The following is a 16,694-nucleotide window of genomic DNA, read 5'->3' as shown; positions in this document are numbered from 1 at the left end:
CCTGGCGGACCGCCCAGTACTGGTAGAACGTCGCGGTGCCCTGGATGGAGGGCTGGTTGACGCGCTGCGTCCGGTACAGGTCGTACGTGCTGCCGTCGCTGTTGACGGAGCCCAGCCTGGAGGTGCCGGAACTCGGGTTGTAGTTGCCGTAGTTGTCGACGATGTAGTACTCGATGAGCGGGTTCGTGGTCCAGCCGTACAGCGACAGGTAGCAGTTGCCGTTGCAGTTCCACGAGCCCGAGTAGGTCACGGGGGCGGTCGTGCCCGGGTTCCAGCCCTTGCCGGCAACGAAGTTGGTCACGTTGTTCCACGTGGTGCTGTACTGGCCGCCGGAGCCCAGGGTCATGGAGGCCTGGCCGCTGTTCTGGCTCCAGAACGAGTAGAAGTACCCGTTGTTGGTGCCGGTCTGGTTCGAGGAGATGACCGTGTCGGCGCTGGCAGTGCCCGGGAGGACCAGGGCTGCCACGCCTACCAGCGCGAGGGTGCAGACGCTGCTGATGAGCAGCCGGAAGCGGCTGAGCACCGGGAAGCGTCCGCCGCTGCGGCTCTTCGGCTGGGCGGGGGGATTGGTCATGTGCGTGCTTCCTCCTAGTGAAGGCGTTGGACGCTGTCGACGGCGACAGTGTTGAACTGGCCCGACGGGCTGTCAACACTTTCGGCGAGAATTACGAAAGCGTCGTACGAACGCGATGCATGCGAGGAAGCAGAGTGCCTGGTCAACCGCGCTAACCGGTCGGGAGGTGGCATGGAGTGCCGCGGAGAGGGTCATCTGTGATCCAGAACCCGAGCCCGGGAGAGCGAAAGTTTCGAATATCTCCCCGGATCTTGCAGAGATCGCGAGGACAGGCCAGAGTGGCTGACCGCGGGTGGCCACGGGTCAGCGCGCAGGACTCGAAAGGGGCCCGGGGAGGGGGAGTTGGCGTCAGAACAGCCGGAGCTTGTCGTCCTCGATGCCGCGCATCGCGTCGTAGTCGAGCACGACGCAGCCGATGCCGCGGTCGGTGGCGAGGACGCGCGCCTGGGGCTTGATCTCCTGGGCCGCGAAGACGCCCTTGACCGGGGCGAGATGGGGGTCGCGGTTGAGGAGTTCGAGATAGCGGGTGAGCTGCTCCACGCCGTCGATGTCGCCGCGGCGCTTCAGCTCGACGGCGACCGTGGTGCCGGCGGCGTCACGGCAGAGGATGTCGACCGGGCCGATCGCGGTGGGGTATTCGCGGCGGATCAGGGTCCAGCCCTCGCCGAGCACCTCCATGCGGTCCGCGAGGAGTTCCTGGAGGTGCGCCTCGACGCCGTCCTTGATCAGGCCCGGGTCGACGCCGAGTTCGTGGGAGGAGTCGTGCAGAACCTCCTCCAGGGTGATGATCAGCTGCTCGCCGGCCTTGTTGACGACCGTCCAGACACCGTCCTCGCCCTCCTTGAGGGTGCACGGCGGGGACATCCAGTTGAGCGGCTTGTAGGCCCGGTCGTCGGCGTGCACCGACAGGCTGCCGTCGGCCTTGATCAGCAGCAGCCGGGTGGCGGACGGGAGGTGGGCGGACAGCCGGCCCGCGTAGTCGACGGAGCAGCGGGCGATCACGAGGCGCATGGGGAGCCACGCTACTCGACCGGCGCGGCCCTTCGCGATTCGCCCCCGGGGCCCGGGGACGGTGCGAGGTCGGGCGGCTACGGGCCGACGTCGAAAAATGGCCGGTTGTACGTGCTCCCTCCTGGTGCGGGCGGCATTCCGACCCTACGGTGAAAGCCGGTGACCGACGTGCGGGAGACGCCGCGGCCGCCGGATCCCGTCCGTACGGCCCCGTGCGCCCACGGGGCCACCGAGAGGAGTACCCATGTCGCTCGACGTCTCTCCGGCCCTCCTCGAACAGGCCGAGCGAGGCGAGGTCGACGAGCAGGAATTCGTCGACTGCGTCAGGACGTCCCTCCCTTACGCGTGGGAGATGATCAGCTCATTGGTGGCACAACTCAAGGTCGATGGAGGGAACTTCGCGGACAACCAGGTGCCGCCGCCGAGTGAGAAGGAGCGCGGCCAGCTACTCCGCGCGCTGGCGAGCGACGCGATACGGGGGGCACTGCAGCGGCACTTCGGGGTGCGGCTGGCGTTCCAGAACTGCCACCGGGTGGCGGTCTTCCCGCTGGACCCGGTGGTCGGCGAGAGCTACGACAGGTTCACCTCGATCAGGTCGCAGGTGCTGAACCAGTCCCCGGAATTCCGGGACTGCTGACCGGCCGGCCCCGTGCCGCACGCGCGGGAGCCGTAGTCGAGCAACAGCGGCCGGCACAACGGGGCGTGCTCCCGCGACGGGCCATGCACATGTGATCAGGCCAGTTCCGGGAGTACGTCACCGCCGAGACGTGCGACGTTGTGCAGGGTCGCCGCCAGGTCGCCCGAGCCCTCGACCAGCAGCGCGAACCGGGTGATGCCGGTGGCCTCCGCGGTCGCCGCGAGCCGGTCGGCGCACAGCCGCGGCGGGCCGACCGGGTGCAGGTCGCAGAGCAGGTCGGTGTACGCGTACGGGTCGCGCATCGCGCGCGTCCGGCCGTCGACCGTACGGTGCGCGGCCAGGCCCCGCTGCAACCAGCCGGGCATCGCCTTGCGCAGCGACTCGACCGCGTCCGCGCGGGTGTCGGCCACCTGGACCACCCCCGCCGAGACGTGCCCGGCCGCCGCGACCGCGTCGGCCCCGTGGCCCGCGGCCAGTGCGGTGCGCCGCCACAGGGCGACCATCGCGGCCTTGTCCTGGTCGCCGCAGTGCATGCCCAGCAGCATCGGCAGCCCGCGCTCCGCGGCCAGCCGTACGGTGCCGGGTGAGGTGCACGCCACCACCACCGCGGGCCCCGCACCCGCCGGCTCCAGCTCGTCGGGCCGCGGTACCACCGGCACTTCGGGGAAGGCGTAGCGCGGTCCTTGCGCGCCCACCGAGGGCTCCCGCAGCCAGCGCAGCAGCAGGTCGAGCGACTCGGGGAAACCGTGCTCGTACGCCTCCTTGCCGGCGCCGAAGACCTGCAGGTCCACCCAGGGCCCGCCGCGGCCCACCCCGAGGGTGAAGCGGCCGCCGGAGACCAGGTGCAGCAGCGCCGCCTGCTCGCCCAGCGCCACCGGGTGCGTGGTCGGCAGCACGCTGACCGCGGTGCCGACGCCGATCCGCCGGGTCCGCCCGAGCAGCAGCCCGGCCAGCGTCACCGCCGACGGGCACACCCCGTACGGCACGAAGTGGTGCTCGGCCAGCCACACCGCGTCCAACCCCGCGGCCTCCGCCGCCTCCGCGGTCGATATCGCCCGGTGCAGTGGCTCGGCCTGGCCCTGACCGGGGAACTGAGCCGCGAGTACGAACGTCCCAACGCGCATCGCCCACTCCCTCCTTGGAGTGACTAACGCCTGGCACGTGCCAAAGGCACGGCTTTCCGCGGCGTTCTCATGATTTTCGGCACTGGTGCGGCGGATGCGGCCGTTCGGGTACTCGGTCCTGCGACGCGTACCCTGGATGCCGTCCGCGAAGCCAGCAGAGCGCGAGGTGCCCGTGTCGCCGCGACGTAACCACCCGCACGGCGCCCCGCGCCCCGCGGCGAGCATCCAGGAGTCCGGGGTCGGCGGCGCCGGTACCGAGGAGTGGCAGGGCGAGGAGTGGGTGGTGCGGCCGATCGCCGGTGCCGCCTCGACCAAGCACTACCGCTGCCCCGGCTGCGACCAGGAGATCCCGCCCGGCGTCGGCCACGTGGTGGCCTGGCGCGACTACGACGGCCTGGACGACCGGCGGCACTGGCACCGGGCCTGCTGGAACGCCAAGGACCGCCGCACCAGCAAGGTGCGGCGGTCCCGTAACGCGCCGAGATACTGAGCGGGCCCTCAGGCGTCGCGCTGCCTGAGCACCAGGTAGCCGCCGAGCAGCGCCACCGCGACCCACACCGCCATGATGCCGATACCGCCCCACGGCCCGTACGGCCCGTTGCTGTCGGAGCCCGGCACGACCTGCATGATCTTCTGGCCCGCCTGGTCGGGGAAGTACTGCGCGACCTTCTTCACCTTCGGGATCACCGACAGGATCGGCGAGACCAGGAAGAAGAACGGCATCAGGATGCCCAGGCCGAGCATCGGGCTGCGCAGCATCGCCGCCGCACCCACGCACAGCAGCACCAGCAGCGTCATGTAGAGCCCGGCGCCGACCACCGCGCGCAGCACGCCCGGGTCGCTGATCTGCGCCTTGTGCGAGCCCAGCAGCGCCTGCCCTAGGAAGAACACCACGAAGCTGGTCGCCATGCCGACCACCAGCGCCAGCGCGCCGGCCACCGCGACCTTGCTGGCGTAGAAGGAGCCGCGCTGCGGCACCGCGGCCAGCGAGGTGCGGATCATGCCGGTGCTGTACTCGCTGGCGATGACCAGCACGCCGAAGACGATCAGCGCGAGCTGGCCGAGCTGCATGCCGACGAAGCTGGTGTTGGTCGGGTCGAAGGTGGCCTGGTCGTCCGGCGACAGGGAGTCCCAGGTGTTGTCGAACACCAGGCAGATGATCGCGCCGAGGGCGACGGTCACGATGAAGGCCAGGGCCAGCGTCCAGATGGTGGAGCGGACCGACCTGATCTTGGTCCACTCGGACTGCAGGATCGCGGAGGGGGCAGCCATGTCAACGCCCCTTTCCGGAGCCCGGGTTGCGCCACTGCGAGCCCCACTGCTGCCCGCCGCCCTGCGGCGGCTGCTGCTGCGGTGGCGGCGCGGTGGGCGGCGGACCCCCGTGCTGCCACCCCTGTTGCGCCGGCGCGGCCGGCACCGGCACCGAGGCGCCCGGTGTCACCGCGCCGTGCGCGTGGTATTCGACCGACTCGGCGGTCAGCTGCATGAAAGCTTCCTCCAACGACGCCCGCTGCGGGCTCAGTTCGTGCAGCACCAGCTGGTGCTGCGCGGCCAGTTCACCCAGCTCGGCGGCGTCCTTGCCGGTGATCTCGAAGGCACCGTCGCCGGTGCTCACCACGGTGTGCCCGGCCGCGGTCAGCACGTCCCGCAGCCGCTCCGGCTGCGGGGAGCGCAGCCGCACGAACGAGCGGGAGTTCTTCTCGATGAAGTCCGCCATCGAGGTGTCCGCCAGCAGCCGCCCGCGGCCGATCACGATCAGGTGCTCCGCGGTCAGCGCCATCTCGCTCATCAGGTGGCTGGACACGAAGACCGTGCGGCCCTGCGCGGCCAACCCCTTCATGAGGTTGCGGATCCAGTGGATGCCCTCCGGGTCCAGGCCGTTGACCGGCTCGTCGAACATCAGGATCTCCGGGTCGCCCAGCAGCGCCGCGGCGATGCCGAGCCGCTGGCCCATCCCGAGCGAGAACCCCTTGGAGCGCTTGCGCGCCACCGCGGAAAGACCCACGGTCTCCAGCACCTCGCCCACCCGGCGGGTGGGGATCCGGTTGGACTGCGCGATGCACAGCAGATGGTCGTACGCGGTGCGGCCGCCGTGGATCGACTTGGCGTCCAGCAGCGCCCCGATGTGCTTGAGCGGCTCGCTGAGCTGCGCGTAATGCTTGCCGTCGATACGGACGTCGCCGCTGGTCGGCGCGTCGAGGCCGAGCAGCATCCGCATCGTGGTGGACTTGCCCGCGCCGTTCGGCCCGAGGAATCCGGTCACCACGCCGGGGCGCACGGTGAAGGTGAGATGGTCGACTGCGGTCCTGTCCCCGTACCGCTTGGTGAGCCCCTGCAACTCAATCATGGGGGCGAGGCTAGCAAGACACGGCGGAACCCCCGTGCGCGAGCGTACGGGGGTTCCGTGAAAACCGGTGGAAGCAAGCGTCCAGGCGGCCTGTGGGGTCAGCGGGACTGCTGGGCCGGGACACCGCGCGAGATCGGCTCGTCGTCCGGGGAGCCCGCCGCGGCGACGGCAGCGCCGGTCAGCGTGGCCAGCATCTCGCGGACGTTGGTCAGCTGCGCGTTGATGCTGTCGCGGCGGTTGGTGAGCGCCGCCAGCTCGCGCTCGGACTCGCTGCGGATCCGGTCCGCCTTCGCGTTCGCGTCCGCGACGATGTCCTCGGACTGGCGCTGCGCGGTCTCCACCGTCTGGCGGGCCCGGCGCTCGGCGTCCGTACGCAGCTTCTCCGCCTCGAGGCGCAGCTGCTCGGCACGGTGCTCGATCTCCGCCAGGCGCTTCTCCGCCTTCGCCTGACGCGACGCCAGGTCGCGCTCGGACTGCTCGCGGCGCTTGGCCAGGTTGGTCTCGAAGTCCGCGGCGGCCTGGGCGGCCTTGGCGCGGGTCTCCTCGAACAGCGCGTCGGCTTCCTCGCGCTTGGCCAGGGCGTCCTTCTGCGCGTCGCTGCGCAGCTGCGTCGCGTCGCCCTTCGCCTTGTCGACGATCCGGGCGCCCTCGTCCTCGGCCTTGGACTTGCGGTCGGCGGCGTAGGCCTCCGCGTCGTTGCGCACCTGCGCGGCCGCGGAGTCGGCCAGCTCGCGGTGCTGCTCGGCGGCGCGACGGGCCTCCTCACGCAGGTCCTTGGCCTCTTCCTCGGCCAGGCGGAGGATCTTCTCCACCCGGGCACCGAGGCCGGCGTAGGACGGCTCGGAGTCGTTCACCTGAGCCGCGGCGTTCTGGGTTTCGAGGTGCAGTTCCTCGATGCGCTTCTCCAGCGCGGTGATGCGCGTCAGGGCACTGTCACGGTCGGCGACGAGCTTGGTGATGCGGTCGTCCACCTGTCCGCGGTCGTATCCGCGACGCACCAACTCGAAGCCGAAGGGGGAGGAAGTGTCGCTCATGGGGTTCCTGTCGATGATTCAGACCGGTGAGGTGATAGAGGGAATCCTAGGGGGCTCAGCGGCGTGTCACCGAGCCATTGCGCATTCGGCATGGAGAATGTCCGCTCAATCGAGTGGAGCATCGTCGTTGCGCTTGCCACCCGTCCGGGCGGAACCGGCGGCCGCTCCCGCGGAGACCGTACTCTTCGAACTTTTGGCCGCGCCACCCGGTGCTTCGAACGACTCCAGTGCCTCCAGCACGTCCTGGACCCGGCCGATCTCCGCATTGATGTCCTCGCGCCTGCGGACCAGGGTGTCCAGCTCGCGCCGGCCCTCGGTCACGATGCGCTCGGCCTCGGCACGCGCCTCCCCCTTGACCCGCTCCGCTTCCCGCTCCGCCTCGGCCTTGTTCTGCTCGGCCTCCTTGAGCAGGCCCTCGACCTTCTTCACCGCGGCGATACGGACCTTGCTCGCCTCCGACGTGGCGGTGGACTTGATCTCGGCGGCCTTCTGCTCGGCCTCCCGCAACTGCTCGGTCGCGGCGGCCACCAGCTTGTCGACCCGCTCGCCGACCACCCGCATCGCCTCCGCGGCCTCCTTGCGCGAGCGGTCGTGCAGCTCCTCCACCTCGGACTCCACCCGGCGGCGCAGCTCGTCGGTGCGCTCCCTGGTCGTGGTGGCGTCCCTGCGGGCCTCGCCGAGCAGCGTGTCGGCATCCGTACGCGCCCGCTCCACCAGCCCGTTGCCCTCCGCGGTGGCCTCGTTGACCAGCCGCTCGGCCTCGGCGCGGGCCGCGCCGACCATCGCGTCGGACCGCTCCTCGGCGGCCTCGGCGACCCGCCTGGCCTCCGCCTGCGCCTTGCCGACCAGCTCGTCGGCCTGCTCGGCGGCCTCGCTGCGGCGCTTGTTGGCCGCCTCCCTGGCCTCGTCCAGGATCCGCTGCGAGCCGGTGCGCGACTCCTCGGCGTCCCGCTCGGCGCCCTCCAGCGCCTCCCTGGCCATCGCGCCGAGCCGGTCGGCCTCCTCGCGGGCCCTGCCGACCAGCTGGTCGGCCTGGTTCGCGGCGTCGGTACGCATCCGGTTGGCGTCCTCGCGGGCCTCGGCGCGCAGCCGGTCCGCCTCCTCGATCGCCTCGGTCACCGTACGGTCGGCGAGCGCCCTGGCCGCCTCCGACTCCGACTGGGCCTCGGAGCGCATCCGCGACGCGTCCTGGCCGGCCCGCTCCCGCTCGGAGTTGGCGTCCGCGTGCAGCCGGTCCGCCTCGCCCTGCGCCTCGGAGCGCATCCGCTCCGCCGCGTGCTCGGCCGCCGAACGCAGCCCGGCGATCTCCTGCTCCGCCTCCTGGTGCAGATGCGCGACCGAGTCCCGTACCTGCTGCGCGGTCGCCTCGGCCGCCGCCACCAGCTCGGCGGCCCGCCGCTCGGCCTCGCCGGCCAGCCGGTCGGCCTCCGCCGCCGCGTCCTCGACGCGCTTGCGGGCGGCCGCGAGCATCTCCTCGCTCTCGCCGCGGGCCCTGGCCCGCTCCTGCTCGGCCTCGCCGCGCGCCGCGGCCAGCAGCTCCTCGGCCTCCCTGCGCCGCCTGGCCGCCTCCTCCTGGGCCGCGGCCAGCGCCTCCGCCGCCTCCGCCCCGAGCCGCTCGGCCGCGGCGGACGCCTCGGCCCGCACCCGGTCGGCGGTCTCCTGCGCCTCGGTCCTGCGCTGCTCGGCCTCCGCCGCCGCCTCGGCCTGCACGCGCAGCGCGATGTTCTCGCCCTCCGCACGGGACTGGGCCGCGTCCGCCGCCGCCTCGTCCCGCAGCCGTACGGCCTCCGCCTCGGCCTGCTCCTGGAGCGTACGGACCCGCTCGGCGGTCTCCTGGCGCAGCTGCTCGGCCTCCGCCGCCGCCTCCGCGCGGATCCGGTCCGCCTCCGCGGCCGCCTCGCGCAGGCCCTGCTCGGCGGCGCCGACCCGGGCCTCGGCCTCCTCGCGCAGCCTGGCCAGATCGGCCTCGGTCTCCTCGCGCATCCGCGCCACGACGGTGTCTGCCTCGGCCCGCTGCTCCGCCGCGGCCCGCTCGGCGGCCTCGGTGACCGCGGCGCCCTGCCGCTCGGCCTCGGCCCGCAGCTCGTCGGCCTCCGCGCGGGCGCCGCGCAGCGCCTCCTCGGCCTTCGCGCCCAGCGCCGAGGCCCGCTCCACGGACTCGGTACGCATCCGCTCGGCCTCGGCGGACGCGCTCTGCCGCTGCTCGTCGCCGTCGGCCTTGGCCTTGGCCAGCAGCTCCTCGGCCTTGCTCGCGGCCTCCTCGATCTGCTGCACCGCCTCGCGGCGGGCCTCACCGCGGATCCGCTCGCCCTCGGCGACCGCGTCGGCCCGCAGCTGCTCGGCCTCGCCGCGCAGCCGCCTGGCCTCCTCCTGCAGGTCGACCGTCCTGGCGCGGTATTCCTCGGTGTCGTCCTGGGCGGCGCCGCGCAGCTCCTGCGCCGCGGCCTCCGCCTCGGCGCGCAGCCGGTCCGCCTCGGCCTGGGCCTCGCTGCGGATCCGCTCGGCCTCCTCGCCGGCGTTCTTGGTGGTGGAGCGGGCGTCCTCGGAGGCCTTGGTGAGGATCTCCTCGGCCGAACGGGCGGCCTGCGCGAGCTGGGCGGCGGCGTCCTCCGCGGCGGCGGCCCTGGCCGCCTCCTGCGCCTCGCTGCGGATCCGCTCGGCCTCGGCGCGGGCGTCGGCGACGGTCTGCTCGGCCTCCGCCTTGGCGGCCTCGGCCTCCCGCGTCGCCTCGTTGACCATCCGGGCGATCTCGGCCCTGGCGGTACGGGTGCGCTGCTCGTTCTCCGTCTCGGTGGCGGCCAGCCGCTTCGCGGCGCCCGCGGTGGCCTCCTCGCGCAGCCGCTCGGCCTCCGCGGTGGCCGTACGCAGCGCCTCGTCGGCCTCCCGCAGCCGCTCCTCGGCCAGCCGGGACAGCTCGGTGGCCCTGAGCCTGGCCTCCTCGGACTCGCTGCGGGTCGAGGTGCGCAGCTGCTCGGCCTCGCTGGTCGCCTCCTGGGCCTGCGCGGACGCGGCGGTCAGCAGCCGCTCGGCGTCGGCGCGCGCCCTGCGCAGCAGCTGCTCGGCCTCGGTGCGGGCCGTCTGGGCGTCGGCGGTCAGCCGCTCCCTGGTCTGCTCGGCGACCCGGGTCGCCTCGGCGCGGGCGGCCGCCAGCGCCGCCTCGGACTCCGCCCTGGTCTCGTCCAGCAGCCGGCGGGCCTGCGACTCGCTGCGGGCCCGCAGCTGCTCGGCCCACGCCACGTTCTCGTTGACGTGCGTCTCGACGTTGGCCCTGCGGTCGGCGAGCTCCTCGTCCAGCTGGCGGCGCCTGGCAATGGCCTCGGCATGCCACTCGGCCTCGAAACGCGACTGGTGCTCGGCCTGCTCCTGCAGGAGCCGCTGGGTCTGCGCCCTGGCCTCGCGCAGCTCGCGCTCGGCGTCCGCGCGCAGCTGGTCGGCCTGGATCTGGGCATTGCGCAGCAGCTGGTCGGCCTGGTGCCCGATGTTCTCGTAGGCAGGGCGGGACGCCAGCATGCGCCGCGCCTCGTGCAGTTTGGCGCGCAGCACCTCGACCTGGTATCCGAGGTCGTCGGCGTGATCGACCGCTTTGCCCCGCTCGGTACGAAGCCGGTCCATCTCGGCTTCGAGCTGAGAGAGCTGGTCGTCAGCCCGGTAGCTGTCGTTGCCCCGCACTCCGCGGTCCCATCGGTCTCCTGGCGTACTCACCCGCCAACCGGGTGAGATTCTCCGTGGCCCTGTTGGAAAATCCGGGGCCATAAGAAGAATGGTGTCAGATCAACGGCGCGGAGCGGGAGCGTACCCAGAGCCCACCCCGGTCGGCCCGGTCACTCTACCGGGCAGAACGGGGGTTGGGTCAGTGGTCCTGGGGGTCCTGGACGGGACCGGATCCCGTGGGGGCCGCGGCTCCGCCGTGCTGACCGGCCGCGGTCACCAGTTCGGTGAGCACACCGTGACAGTCCTTGGGGTGCAGGAAGGTGATCCTCGACTCCATGGAGCCGCGCCGCGGCTCGTCGTAGAGCACCCTGACGCCCTTGTCCCTGATGGCCTCGGAGTCCGCGTCCACGTCCGCGGTGCCGAAGGCGATGTGGTGGACGCCCTCGCCGTTCTTCGCCAGCCACTTGCCGACCGCGGAGTCCTCCCTGGTCGGTTCCAGCAGCTGGAGGTAGGAGGCGCCGCCGTCGGAGGTGCCGTTGATCTTGAGCATGGCCTCGCGCACGCCCTGCTCGTCGTTCACCTCGCTGTGGAACACCTCGAAGCCGTAGGTGGCACGGTAGAACTCGACGGTCGCGTCGAGGTCGAAGCAGGCGATCCCGATGTGGTCGATACGAGTCAGCATGGAAACAGTCCACCGCAAGGTCCCGTGATTACGCAACGTGCGCGCCATCACACGTTCCGCCGGATGACGCCGGCCTTACCCGCCAGTACATTGACGCTAACCCTCGTTAACCTCCTCTCTTCAGCCGAAGGGGCCGCTCCATGGGAAACAAGACTCGATCGGTGATCGTCGCGGGTGCCCGTACCCCGATGGGCAGACTGCTCGGCGGCCTGCGCGGCTTCTCCGGCGCAGACCTCGGCGGTTTCGCCATCAAGGCGGCACTGGAGCGGGCCGGCATCACCGGCGACCAGGTGCAGTACGTGATCATGGGCCAGGTGCTGCAGGCCGGCGCCGGCCAGATCCCGGCCCGGCAGGCCGCCGTCAAGGCCGGCATCCCGATGTCGGTGCCCGCCCTGACCGTGAACAAGGTGTGCCTGTCGGGACTCGACGCCATCGCGCTGGCCGACCAGCTGATCCGCGCCGGCGAGTTCGACGTCGTGGTGGCCGGCGGCCAGGAGTCCATGACCAACGCCCCGCACCTGCTGCCCGGCTCCCGGGCCGGCTACAAGTACGGCGCCGTCGAGGTGCTCGACGCGATGGCCCACGACGGCCTCACCGACGCCTTCGAGAACATCGCGATGGGCGAGTCCACCGAGAGGCACAACACCCGGCTCGGCATCGAGCGCGCCCCGCAGGACGCCTTCGGCGCCCTGTCCCACCAGCGGGCCGCCGCCGCCCAGAAGAACGGCCTGTTCGACGCCGAGATCACCCCGGTCGAGATCCCGCAGCGCAAGGGCGACCCGGTGGTCCTCAGCAAGGACGAGGGCATCCGCCCGGAGACCACCGCGGAGTCCCTGGGCCGGCTGCGCCCCGCCTTCGCCGCCGACGGCACGATCACCGCGGGCACCGCCTCGCAGATCTCCGACGGCGCCGCCGCCGTGGTCGTCATGAGCCGCGCCAAGGCCGAGGAGCTGGGCCTGTCGTGGATCGCCGAGATCGGCGCCCACGGCAATGTGGCCGGCCCCGACAACTCGCTCCAGTCCCAGCCCTCGAACGCCATCGCCCACGCCCTGGACAAGGACGGCCTCACGGTGGCCGATCTCGACCTCATCGAGATCAACGAGGCCTTCGCCGCGGTCGCCGTGCAGTCCATGAAGGACCTGGGGGTGACACCCGAAAAGGTGAACGTGAACGGCGGCGCGATCGCACTCGGCCACCCCATCGGCATGTCGGGAGCACGTATCGTTCTGCATCTGGCCCTGGAGCTGGGCCGCCGCGGCGGCGGTACGGGTGCCGCGGCCCTGTGCGGGGGCGGCGGGCAGGGCGACGCGCTCATCCTGCACGTGCCGGCCGGCCGCTGACGGACTGATCGAAAGACGGAGGGCATTACGGCGATGGTGGACGTCCACTCACTGGTCGAGCAGGCCCGGGAGGGCCGTCCGCGGGCCGTGGCCCGGCTGATCTCACTGGTCGAGGGGGCGTCCCCGCAACTGCGCGAGGTGATGGCCGCGCTCGCACCGCTGACCGGCGGCGCCTACGTGGTCGGCCTCACCGGATCGCCCGGCGTCGGCAAGTCCACCTCCACCTCGGCCCTGGTCGGCGCCTACCGCAAGGCGGGCCGCAGGGTCGGGGTGCTGGCGGTCGACCCGTCCTCGCCCTTCTCCGGCGGCGCCCTGCTCGGCGACCGGGTGCGCATGTCGGAGCACGCCTCCGACCCGGGCGTCTACATCCGCTCCATGGCCACCCGCGGCCACCTCGGCGGCCTCGCCTGGGCCGCCCCGCAGGCCATCCGGGTGCTGGACGCGGCCGGCTGCGACGTGATCCTGGTCGAGACGGTCGGCGTCGGCCAGTCCGAGGTCGAGATCGCCGCCCAGGCCGACACCTCGGTCGTGCTGCTCGCCCCCGGCATGGGCGACGGCATCCAGGCCGCCAAGGCCGGCATCCTGGAGATCGGCGACGTCTACGTCGTCAACAAGGCCGACCGCGACGGCGCCGACGCCACCGCCCGCGAGCTGAACCACATGCTGGGCCTGGGGGAGTCCCGCGGCGCCGGCGACTGGCGCCCCCCGATCGTCAAGACCGTCGCCGCCCGCGGCGAGGGCATCGACGAGGTGGTCGAGGCCCTCGACAAGCACCGGGCCTGGATGGAGGAGCACGACGTGCTCACCGCCCGCCGCCGCACCCGCGCCGCCCACGAGATCGAGACCATCGCCCTGACCGCGCTCCGCGCCCGCATCGGCACCCTCCACGGCGACCAGCGCCTGTCGGCCCTGGCGGCCCGGGTCACCGACGGCGCCACCGATCCGTACACGGCCGCGGACGACCTGATCGCGGGCCTGACGGCGTAGCGGGTCCCCGGCGGGCTCCCTGTCAGGACGCCGGCCGCCGGGGAGGCGCCGGCGCAGGCCGGCCGTGTGCCTGTCAGCCTCGGGAGAAGGGGCGGCCCTGAGGCCGGCCGAAGCGCAGGCCCAGCGGCCGTGCCAGCAGCGCCGCCGGCAGCACCAGGGCCGCGCAACCGGCCACCAGCCCCGCCAGATCGGCGGCCGACGACGTACCGAACCGCCCCGCGCAGTAGTGCGCGGCCCCCAGTGACAGCGCGGCGCCCGGCAGGAAGGCGGCGAGCAGCCGCAGATGGTGCGCCAGCACCCGGGGCCGCCAGGCCAGCCGGCGCCGCAGCAGCGCGGAGGTGGCGAGCAGCCCGGCCGTGCAGGCGACGGCGTAGCCGGCCGCCATGCCGGTGACCGCCCAGCGGGCCGGCAGCAGCGCGTACGAGGCCGCCGCCAGCGAGGCGTTGACGCCGGCGATCAGCACGTTGAGGAAGAAGGGCGTACGGGTGTCGCCCAGCGCGTAGAAGCCGCGGGCCAGCAGGTACTGGCCCGCGAAGGCGGGCAGCCCGAGTGCGAAGGCGGTCAGCATCCAGCCGATGGCGGCGGCGTCCGCGTCGGTGGTGGCACCGTGCTGGAAGACGACGCCGGTGATCTGCGGGGCGAGGGTCAGGAAGGCCAGGACGGCGGGCACGACGGCGGTGCCCGACGTGTTCAGGCCGCGGGTCAGGTCGGCGCCGATCGCCGCGTGGTCGCCGTCCGCCGCCGCCCGGCTCATCCGCGGCAGCAGCGCGGTGACCAGCGAGACGGTGACGATGCCCTGCGGGACGACCCACAGGCTGTAGGCGTTGCTGTACGCCGCATAGCCCACGCCCGCGCGGTGCCCGGCCGCCAGCGCGTGCTGCCCGGCGGAGGTCGACAACCGGGTGACGACCCAGTAGGCGGCCTGGTTGACCAGGACCAGCAGCAGCGTCCAGACCGCGGCCCGCAGCGGCTGCGTCAGCCCGGCGCCGCGCCAGTCGAACCGCGGATGCCAGCGGAAGCCCGCGGCGCGCAGGGAGGGGAGCAGGCCGAGCGCCTGCACCGCGATGCCCGCGGTGCTGCCCAGGCCCAGCACCATCGCGTCGTGGTCGTCGATGCCGCCCCGTGCGGTGCCCAGGTAGAGGCCGAAGACGGCGATGACGACGAGGTTGTTGAGCACCGGCGTCCACATCATCGCGCCGAAGCGGTCGCGGGCGCCCAGCACCTGGCCGAGCAGCGTGAAGACGCCGTAGCAGAGGATCTGCGGCAGGCAGTAGCGGGCCAGCGTGACCGTGAGGTCGCGCTGGGCGCCGCCGAAGTCCGGGGCGTAGGCCGTCACCAGGAGCGGCGCCGCCAGCACCGCGAGCGCGGTGACCAGAGCCAGCGCGACCGCGCAGAGGGTGAGCAGGCGGTCGGTGTACGCCTGGCCGCCGTCGGCGTGCTCCTTGGCCGCGCGGACCAGCTCGGGGACGAAGACGGACTGGAGGGCGCCGCCGATCATCAGGGCGTAGATGATGTTGGGGACGGTGTTGGCGACACCGAAGGCGTCGCCCGATGCCGCGGTGCCCACGCTCGCGGTGATCACCGCGAGGCGGAGGAACCCGGTCGCCCGCGACGCCAGCGAGCCGGCGACCATGAGGGTGCCGCTGCGCCGCAGCGAGGGCCTCGCGTGGGCGCGCCTGCCCCTGTTCCCGCGGGCTGCGGCTGTCGTCAACGCGTGTTCCTTTCCGTTCTCGTCCACCCCCCCGGGGGCGCGCCCTGCGCCGCCTGGAGGCCCTCAGGGGGCGCGGGGCTGCCTGTGATGTGCGGCCGGCCGCGTGATCGCGCTCGGCGCACCACCGGGCGGTGGTCCCGAGAGGAGGCCCCCACGCGCCCTCAGGAGGTCGCCCCCCCCGGCGCGGGAGGCGGGGGCGCGCTCCGCGCAAGTCTGGCGCACGCGCGACCGGGGCCGAAGCCCCCCGCGTTGTCGGGAATCTCTCTGTCACATTCCCGTCGGCGGGCGCGTGTTACAGGTGTGCGGGCCGCCCGGGACCGCCGCGTACGCGGAGGACGACGCCTTGACGATGACCACTCATCAGCGGCCGCAGGTACCGGCACCGGCGGGGGAACGTACCGAGTTGCGGCTGGGGGTGATACCCGGCGAGGTGCACGCGGCCTATCTGCGGCGGCCGGGTGCGCATCCCGCGAGCTTTCTGCAGACGCCCGCCTGGGCGAGGGTGAAGACCGGGTGGCGGGCCGAGAGCCTGGGGTGGTTCGACGCCGACCGGCGGATGGTCGGCTCCGCTCTGGTGCTCTACCGGCGGCTTCCCGGCGTACGCCGCTTCTTCGCGTATCTGCCCGAGGGCCCCGGGGCGGACTGGGCGGACCCGCAGCTGGAGCGCTGGCTCGACCCGCTGCTCGGGCACCTCGCGGCCACCGGGGCCTTCGCCGTACGGATGGGGCCGCCGCTGGCCTACCGCAGGTGGTCGGCGCGGACGCTCAAGGACGCGGCGGGACCGGGGCGCAGGGTGGGCGACATCCTGCCCGACATGGTGGAGCCGCTGGGCGCCGCGGTCGCCGACCGGCTGCGCGAGTCCGGCTGGCGGCGGTGCGGCGAGGACGGGCAGGGCGGCGACGCGCAGCCCCGGCTCGTCTTCGAGGTGCCGCTGGCGGGGCGCGGCCTCGACGACCTGTGGACCGGGCTGAACCAGGAATGGCGGCGCAACGTCAAGAAGGCTTCCAAGTCCGGGGTGTGGACCGGGGTGGAAGGGCCGCGGACGCTGCCCGGCTTCCACCAGCTGCTGCGGGTCACCGAGCGCCGTGACGGCTTCGCCCTCGGCCGGGACCTGGACTACTACCGGCGGCAATATGCCGAGCTGAACGCCGAGCAGCCCGGCCGTATGCGCCTCTACACCGCCCGCCACCAGGGCGAACTGCTGGCCGCGCACACCCTGCTGACCGCCCCGGACGGCAGCCGCGTCTGGTACCAGACCGGCGCGTCCGCCGACCACCGCCGCGAGGTGCGGCCGAGCAACGCCCTGCAGTGGCGGATGCTCCGCGACGCCCTGACGGCGGGCGCGGCGGTCTACGACATGCGCGGGGTGCCCGACGACCTGGACCCGGCGGCCCGCGCGCACGGCCTGCTGCGCTGGAAGCTCGGCACGGGCGGCGAGGCGGTGGAGACCGTGGGGGAGTGGGAACTCCCCCTCCAGGGCGCGGTGAACAAGGCCCTGCACCGGGCGATGCACACGTACCTCACCCGGCGCTGAACCCCGCCCCCCGCGGCCGTCGGGCGAGCCGCAACGCCCCCGCCGCCGTCGGGCGACCCGCC

14 protein-coding genes are annotated in these 16,694 nt (G+C 73.0%); 5 read left to right on the top strand and 9 right to left on the bottom strand.

Translation table 11 applies throughout. The features are described 5' to 3' along the window. Together BUE44_RS32805 and nucS are read right to left on the bottom strand one after the other, a co-directional pair. A partial coding sequence (locus tag BUE44_RS32805; protein ID WP_200804597.1) for a glycoside hydrolase family 11 protein occupies window positions 1–574 on the bottom strand: 574 nt, incomplete at its 3' end. A gap of 348 nt (window positions 575–922) precedes the next feature. Next, on the bottom strand, window positions 923–1,585 hold the full coding sequence (gene nucS / locus BUE44_RS32800; protein WP_073502668.1) for an endonuclease NucS: 663 nt from the start codon (window positions 1,583–1,585) through the stop codon (window positions 923–925). Window positions 1,586–1,829: 244 nt separating this feature from the next. On the opposite strand from nucS, the gene BUE44_RS32795 reads away from it, so the two are divergent. Continuing rightward, window positions 1,830–2,222: an SCO5389 family protein gene (locus BUE44_RS32795; RefSeq protein WP_073502667.1), complete on the top strand. Its 393-nt coding sequence runs from the start codon at window positions 1,830–1,832 to the stop codon at window positions 2,220–2,222. A gap of 95 nt (window positions 2,223–2,317) precedes the next feature. Here BUE44_RS32795 and BUE44_RS32790 read toward each other — a convergent pair whose 3' ends face one another. Continuing rightward, entirely contained in the window at window positions 2,318–3,346 is a 1,029-nt protein-coding gene (locus tag BUE44_RS32790; protein WP_073502666.1) for an LLM class flavin-dependent oxidoreductase, read from the bottom strand. A 172-nt stretch (window positions 3,347–3,518) separates the two neighbouring features. On the opposite strand from BUE44_RS32790, the gene BUE44_RS32785 reads away from it, so the two are divergent. Then, window positions 3,519–3,836: an ATP/GTP-binding protein gene (locus BUE44_RS32785; RefSeq protein WP_073502672.1), complete on the top strand. Its 318-nt coding sequence runs from the start codon at window positions 3,519–3,521 to the stop codon at window positions 3,834–3,836. A gap of 8 nt (window positions 3,837–3,844) precedes the next feature. Here BUE44_RS32785 and BUE44_RS32780 read toward each other — a convergent pair whose 3' ends face one another. The 5 genes from BUE44_RS32780 to mce form a co-directional block, all read right to left on the bottom strand. Beyond that, window positions 3,845–4,618 (bottom strand): ABC transporter permease, encoded by a 774-nt coding sequence (locus BUE44_RS32780; protein ID WP_073502665.1) that lies wholly within the window; start codon window positions 4,616–4,618, stop codon window positions 3,845–3,847. Window position 4,619: 1 nt separating this feature from the next. Beyond that, window positions 4,620–5,693: an ABC transporter ATP-binding protein gene (locus BUE44_RS32775; protein ID WP_073502664.1), complete on the bottom strand. Its 1,074-nt coding sequence runs from the start codon at window positions 5,691–5,693 to the stop codon at window positions 4,620–4,622. 98 nt (window positions 5,694–5,791) lie between these two features. Continuing rightward, window positions 5,792–6,727 carry a coiled-coil domain-containing protein gene (locus BUE44_RS32770; RefSeq protein ID WP_073502663.1) on the bottom strand — a complete coding sequence of 312 codons (936 nt, stop codon included), beginning with the start codon at window positions 6,725–6,727 and terminating at the stop codon, window positions 5,792–5,794. A 105-nt stretch (window positions 6,728–6,832) separates the two neighbouring features. After that, the gene (scy, locus tag BUE44_RS32765; protein WP_073502662.1) at window positions 6,833–10,396 is read right to left on the bottom strand and encodes a polarized growth protein Scy; all 3,564 of its coding nucleotides are present in this window, start codon (window positions 10,394–10,396) and stop codon (window positions 6,833–6,835) included. Between the two features lie 181 nt (window positions 10,397–10,577). Beyond that, entirely contained in the window at window positions 10,578–11,060 is a 483-nt protein-coding gene (mce, locus tag BUE44_RS32760; protein ID WP_073502661.1) for a methylmalonyl-CoA epimerase, read from the bottom strand. Window positions 11,061–11,200: 140 nt separating this feature from the next. On the opposite strand from mce, the gene BUE44_RS32755 reads away from it, so the two are divergent. After that, window positions 11,201–12,400, top strand: coding sequence for an acetyl-CoA C-acetyltransferase (locus BUE44_RS32755; RefSeq protein WP_073502660.1), 1,200 nt, complete (start codon window positions 11,201–11,203; stop codon window positions 12,398–12,400). Between the two features lie 33 nt (window positions 12,401–12,433). Further along, window positions 12,434–13,387 carry a methylmalonyl Co-A mutase-associated GTPase MeaB gene (meaB, locus tag BUE44_RS32750; RefSeq protein ID WP_073502659.1) on the top strand — a complete coding sequence of 318 codons (954 nt, stop codon included), beginning with the start codon at window positions 12,434–12,436 and terminating at the stop codon, window positions 13,385–13,387. Window positions 13,388–13,460: 73 nt separating this feature from the next. Here the strand turns inward: meaB and murJ are convergent, their stop codons facing one another. After that, a complete protein-coding gene (gene murJ / locus BUE44_RS32745) occupies window positions 13,461–15,098 on the bottom strand; it encodes a murein biosynthesis integral membrane protein MurJ (protein WP_073502658.1) in 1,638 nt (545 codons plus the stop codon). Window positions 15,099–15,447: 349 nt separating this feature from the next. Here murJ and BUE44_RS32740 point away from each other — a divergent pair, with 349 nt between their 5' ends. Beyond that, window positions 15,448–16,632 (top strand): lipid II:glycine glycyltransferase FemX, encoded by a 1,185-nt coding sequence (locus tag BUE44_RS32740; protein ID WP_073502657.1) that lies wholly within the window; start codon window positions 15,448–15,450, stop codon window positions 16,630–16,632. Window positions 16,633–16,694: the final 62 nt, after the last annotated feature.

The sequence above is a fragment of the Actinacidiphila paucisporea genome (genome assembly GCF_900142575.1).
GTDB classification, from domain to species: Bacteria; Actinomycetota; Actinomycetes; order Streptomycetales; family Streptomycetaceae; genus Actinacidiphila; species Actinacidiphila paucisporea.
This window is presented reverse-complemented; position numbering and strand designations above follow the sequence as displayed.

Excerpts from the sequence above, each read along its gene's own strand:
- nucS (WP_073502668.1), bottom strand. The coding sequence starts at position 1,585 with ATGCGCCTCGTGATCGCCCGCTGCTCCGTCGACTACGCGGGCCGGCTG.
- BUE44_RS32795 (WP_073502667.1), top strand. The coding sequence starts at position 1,830 with ATGTCGCTCGACGTCTCTCCGGCCCTCCTCGAACAGGCCGAGCGAGGC.
- BUE44_RS32790 (WP_073502666.1), bottom strand. The coding sequence starts at position 3,346 with ATGCGCGTTGGGACGTTCGTACTCGCGGCTCAGTTCCCCGGTCAGGGC.
- BUE44_RS32780 (WP_073502665.1), bottom strand. The coding sequence starts at position 4,618 with ATGGCTGCCCCCTCCGCGATCCTGCAGTCCGAGTGGACCAAGATCAGG.
- BUE44_RS32775 (WP_073502664.1), bottom strand. The coding sequence starts at position 5,693 with ATGATTGAGTTGCAGGGGCTCACCAAGCGGTACGGGGACAGGACCGCA.
- BUE44_RS32770 (WP_073502663.1), bottom strand. The coding sequence starts at position 6,727 with ATGAGCGACACTTCCTCCCCCTTCGGCTTCGAGTTGGTGCGTCGCGGA.
- mce (WP_073502661.1), bottom strand. The coding sequence starts at position 11,060 with ATGCTGACTCGTATCGACCACATCGGGATCGCCTGCTTCGACCTCGAC.
- BUE44_RS32755 (WP_073502660.1), top strand. The coding sequence starts at position 11,201 with ATGGGAAACAAGACTCGATCGGTGATCGTCGCGGGTGCCCGTACCCCG.
- meaB (WP_073502659.1), top strand. The coding sequence starts at position 12,434 with ATGGTGGACGTCCACTCACTGGTCGAGCAGGCCCGGGAGGGCCGTCCG.
- BUE44_RS32740 (WP_073502657.1), top strand. The coding sequence starts at position 15,448 with ATGACCACTCATCAGCGGCCGCAGGTACCGGCACCGGCGGGGGAACGT.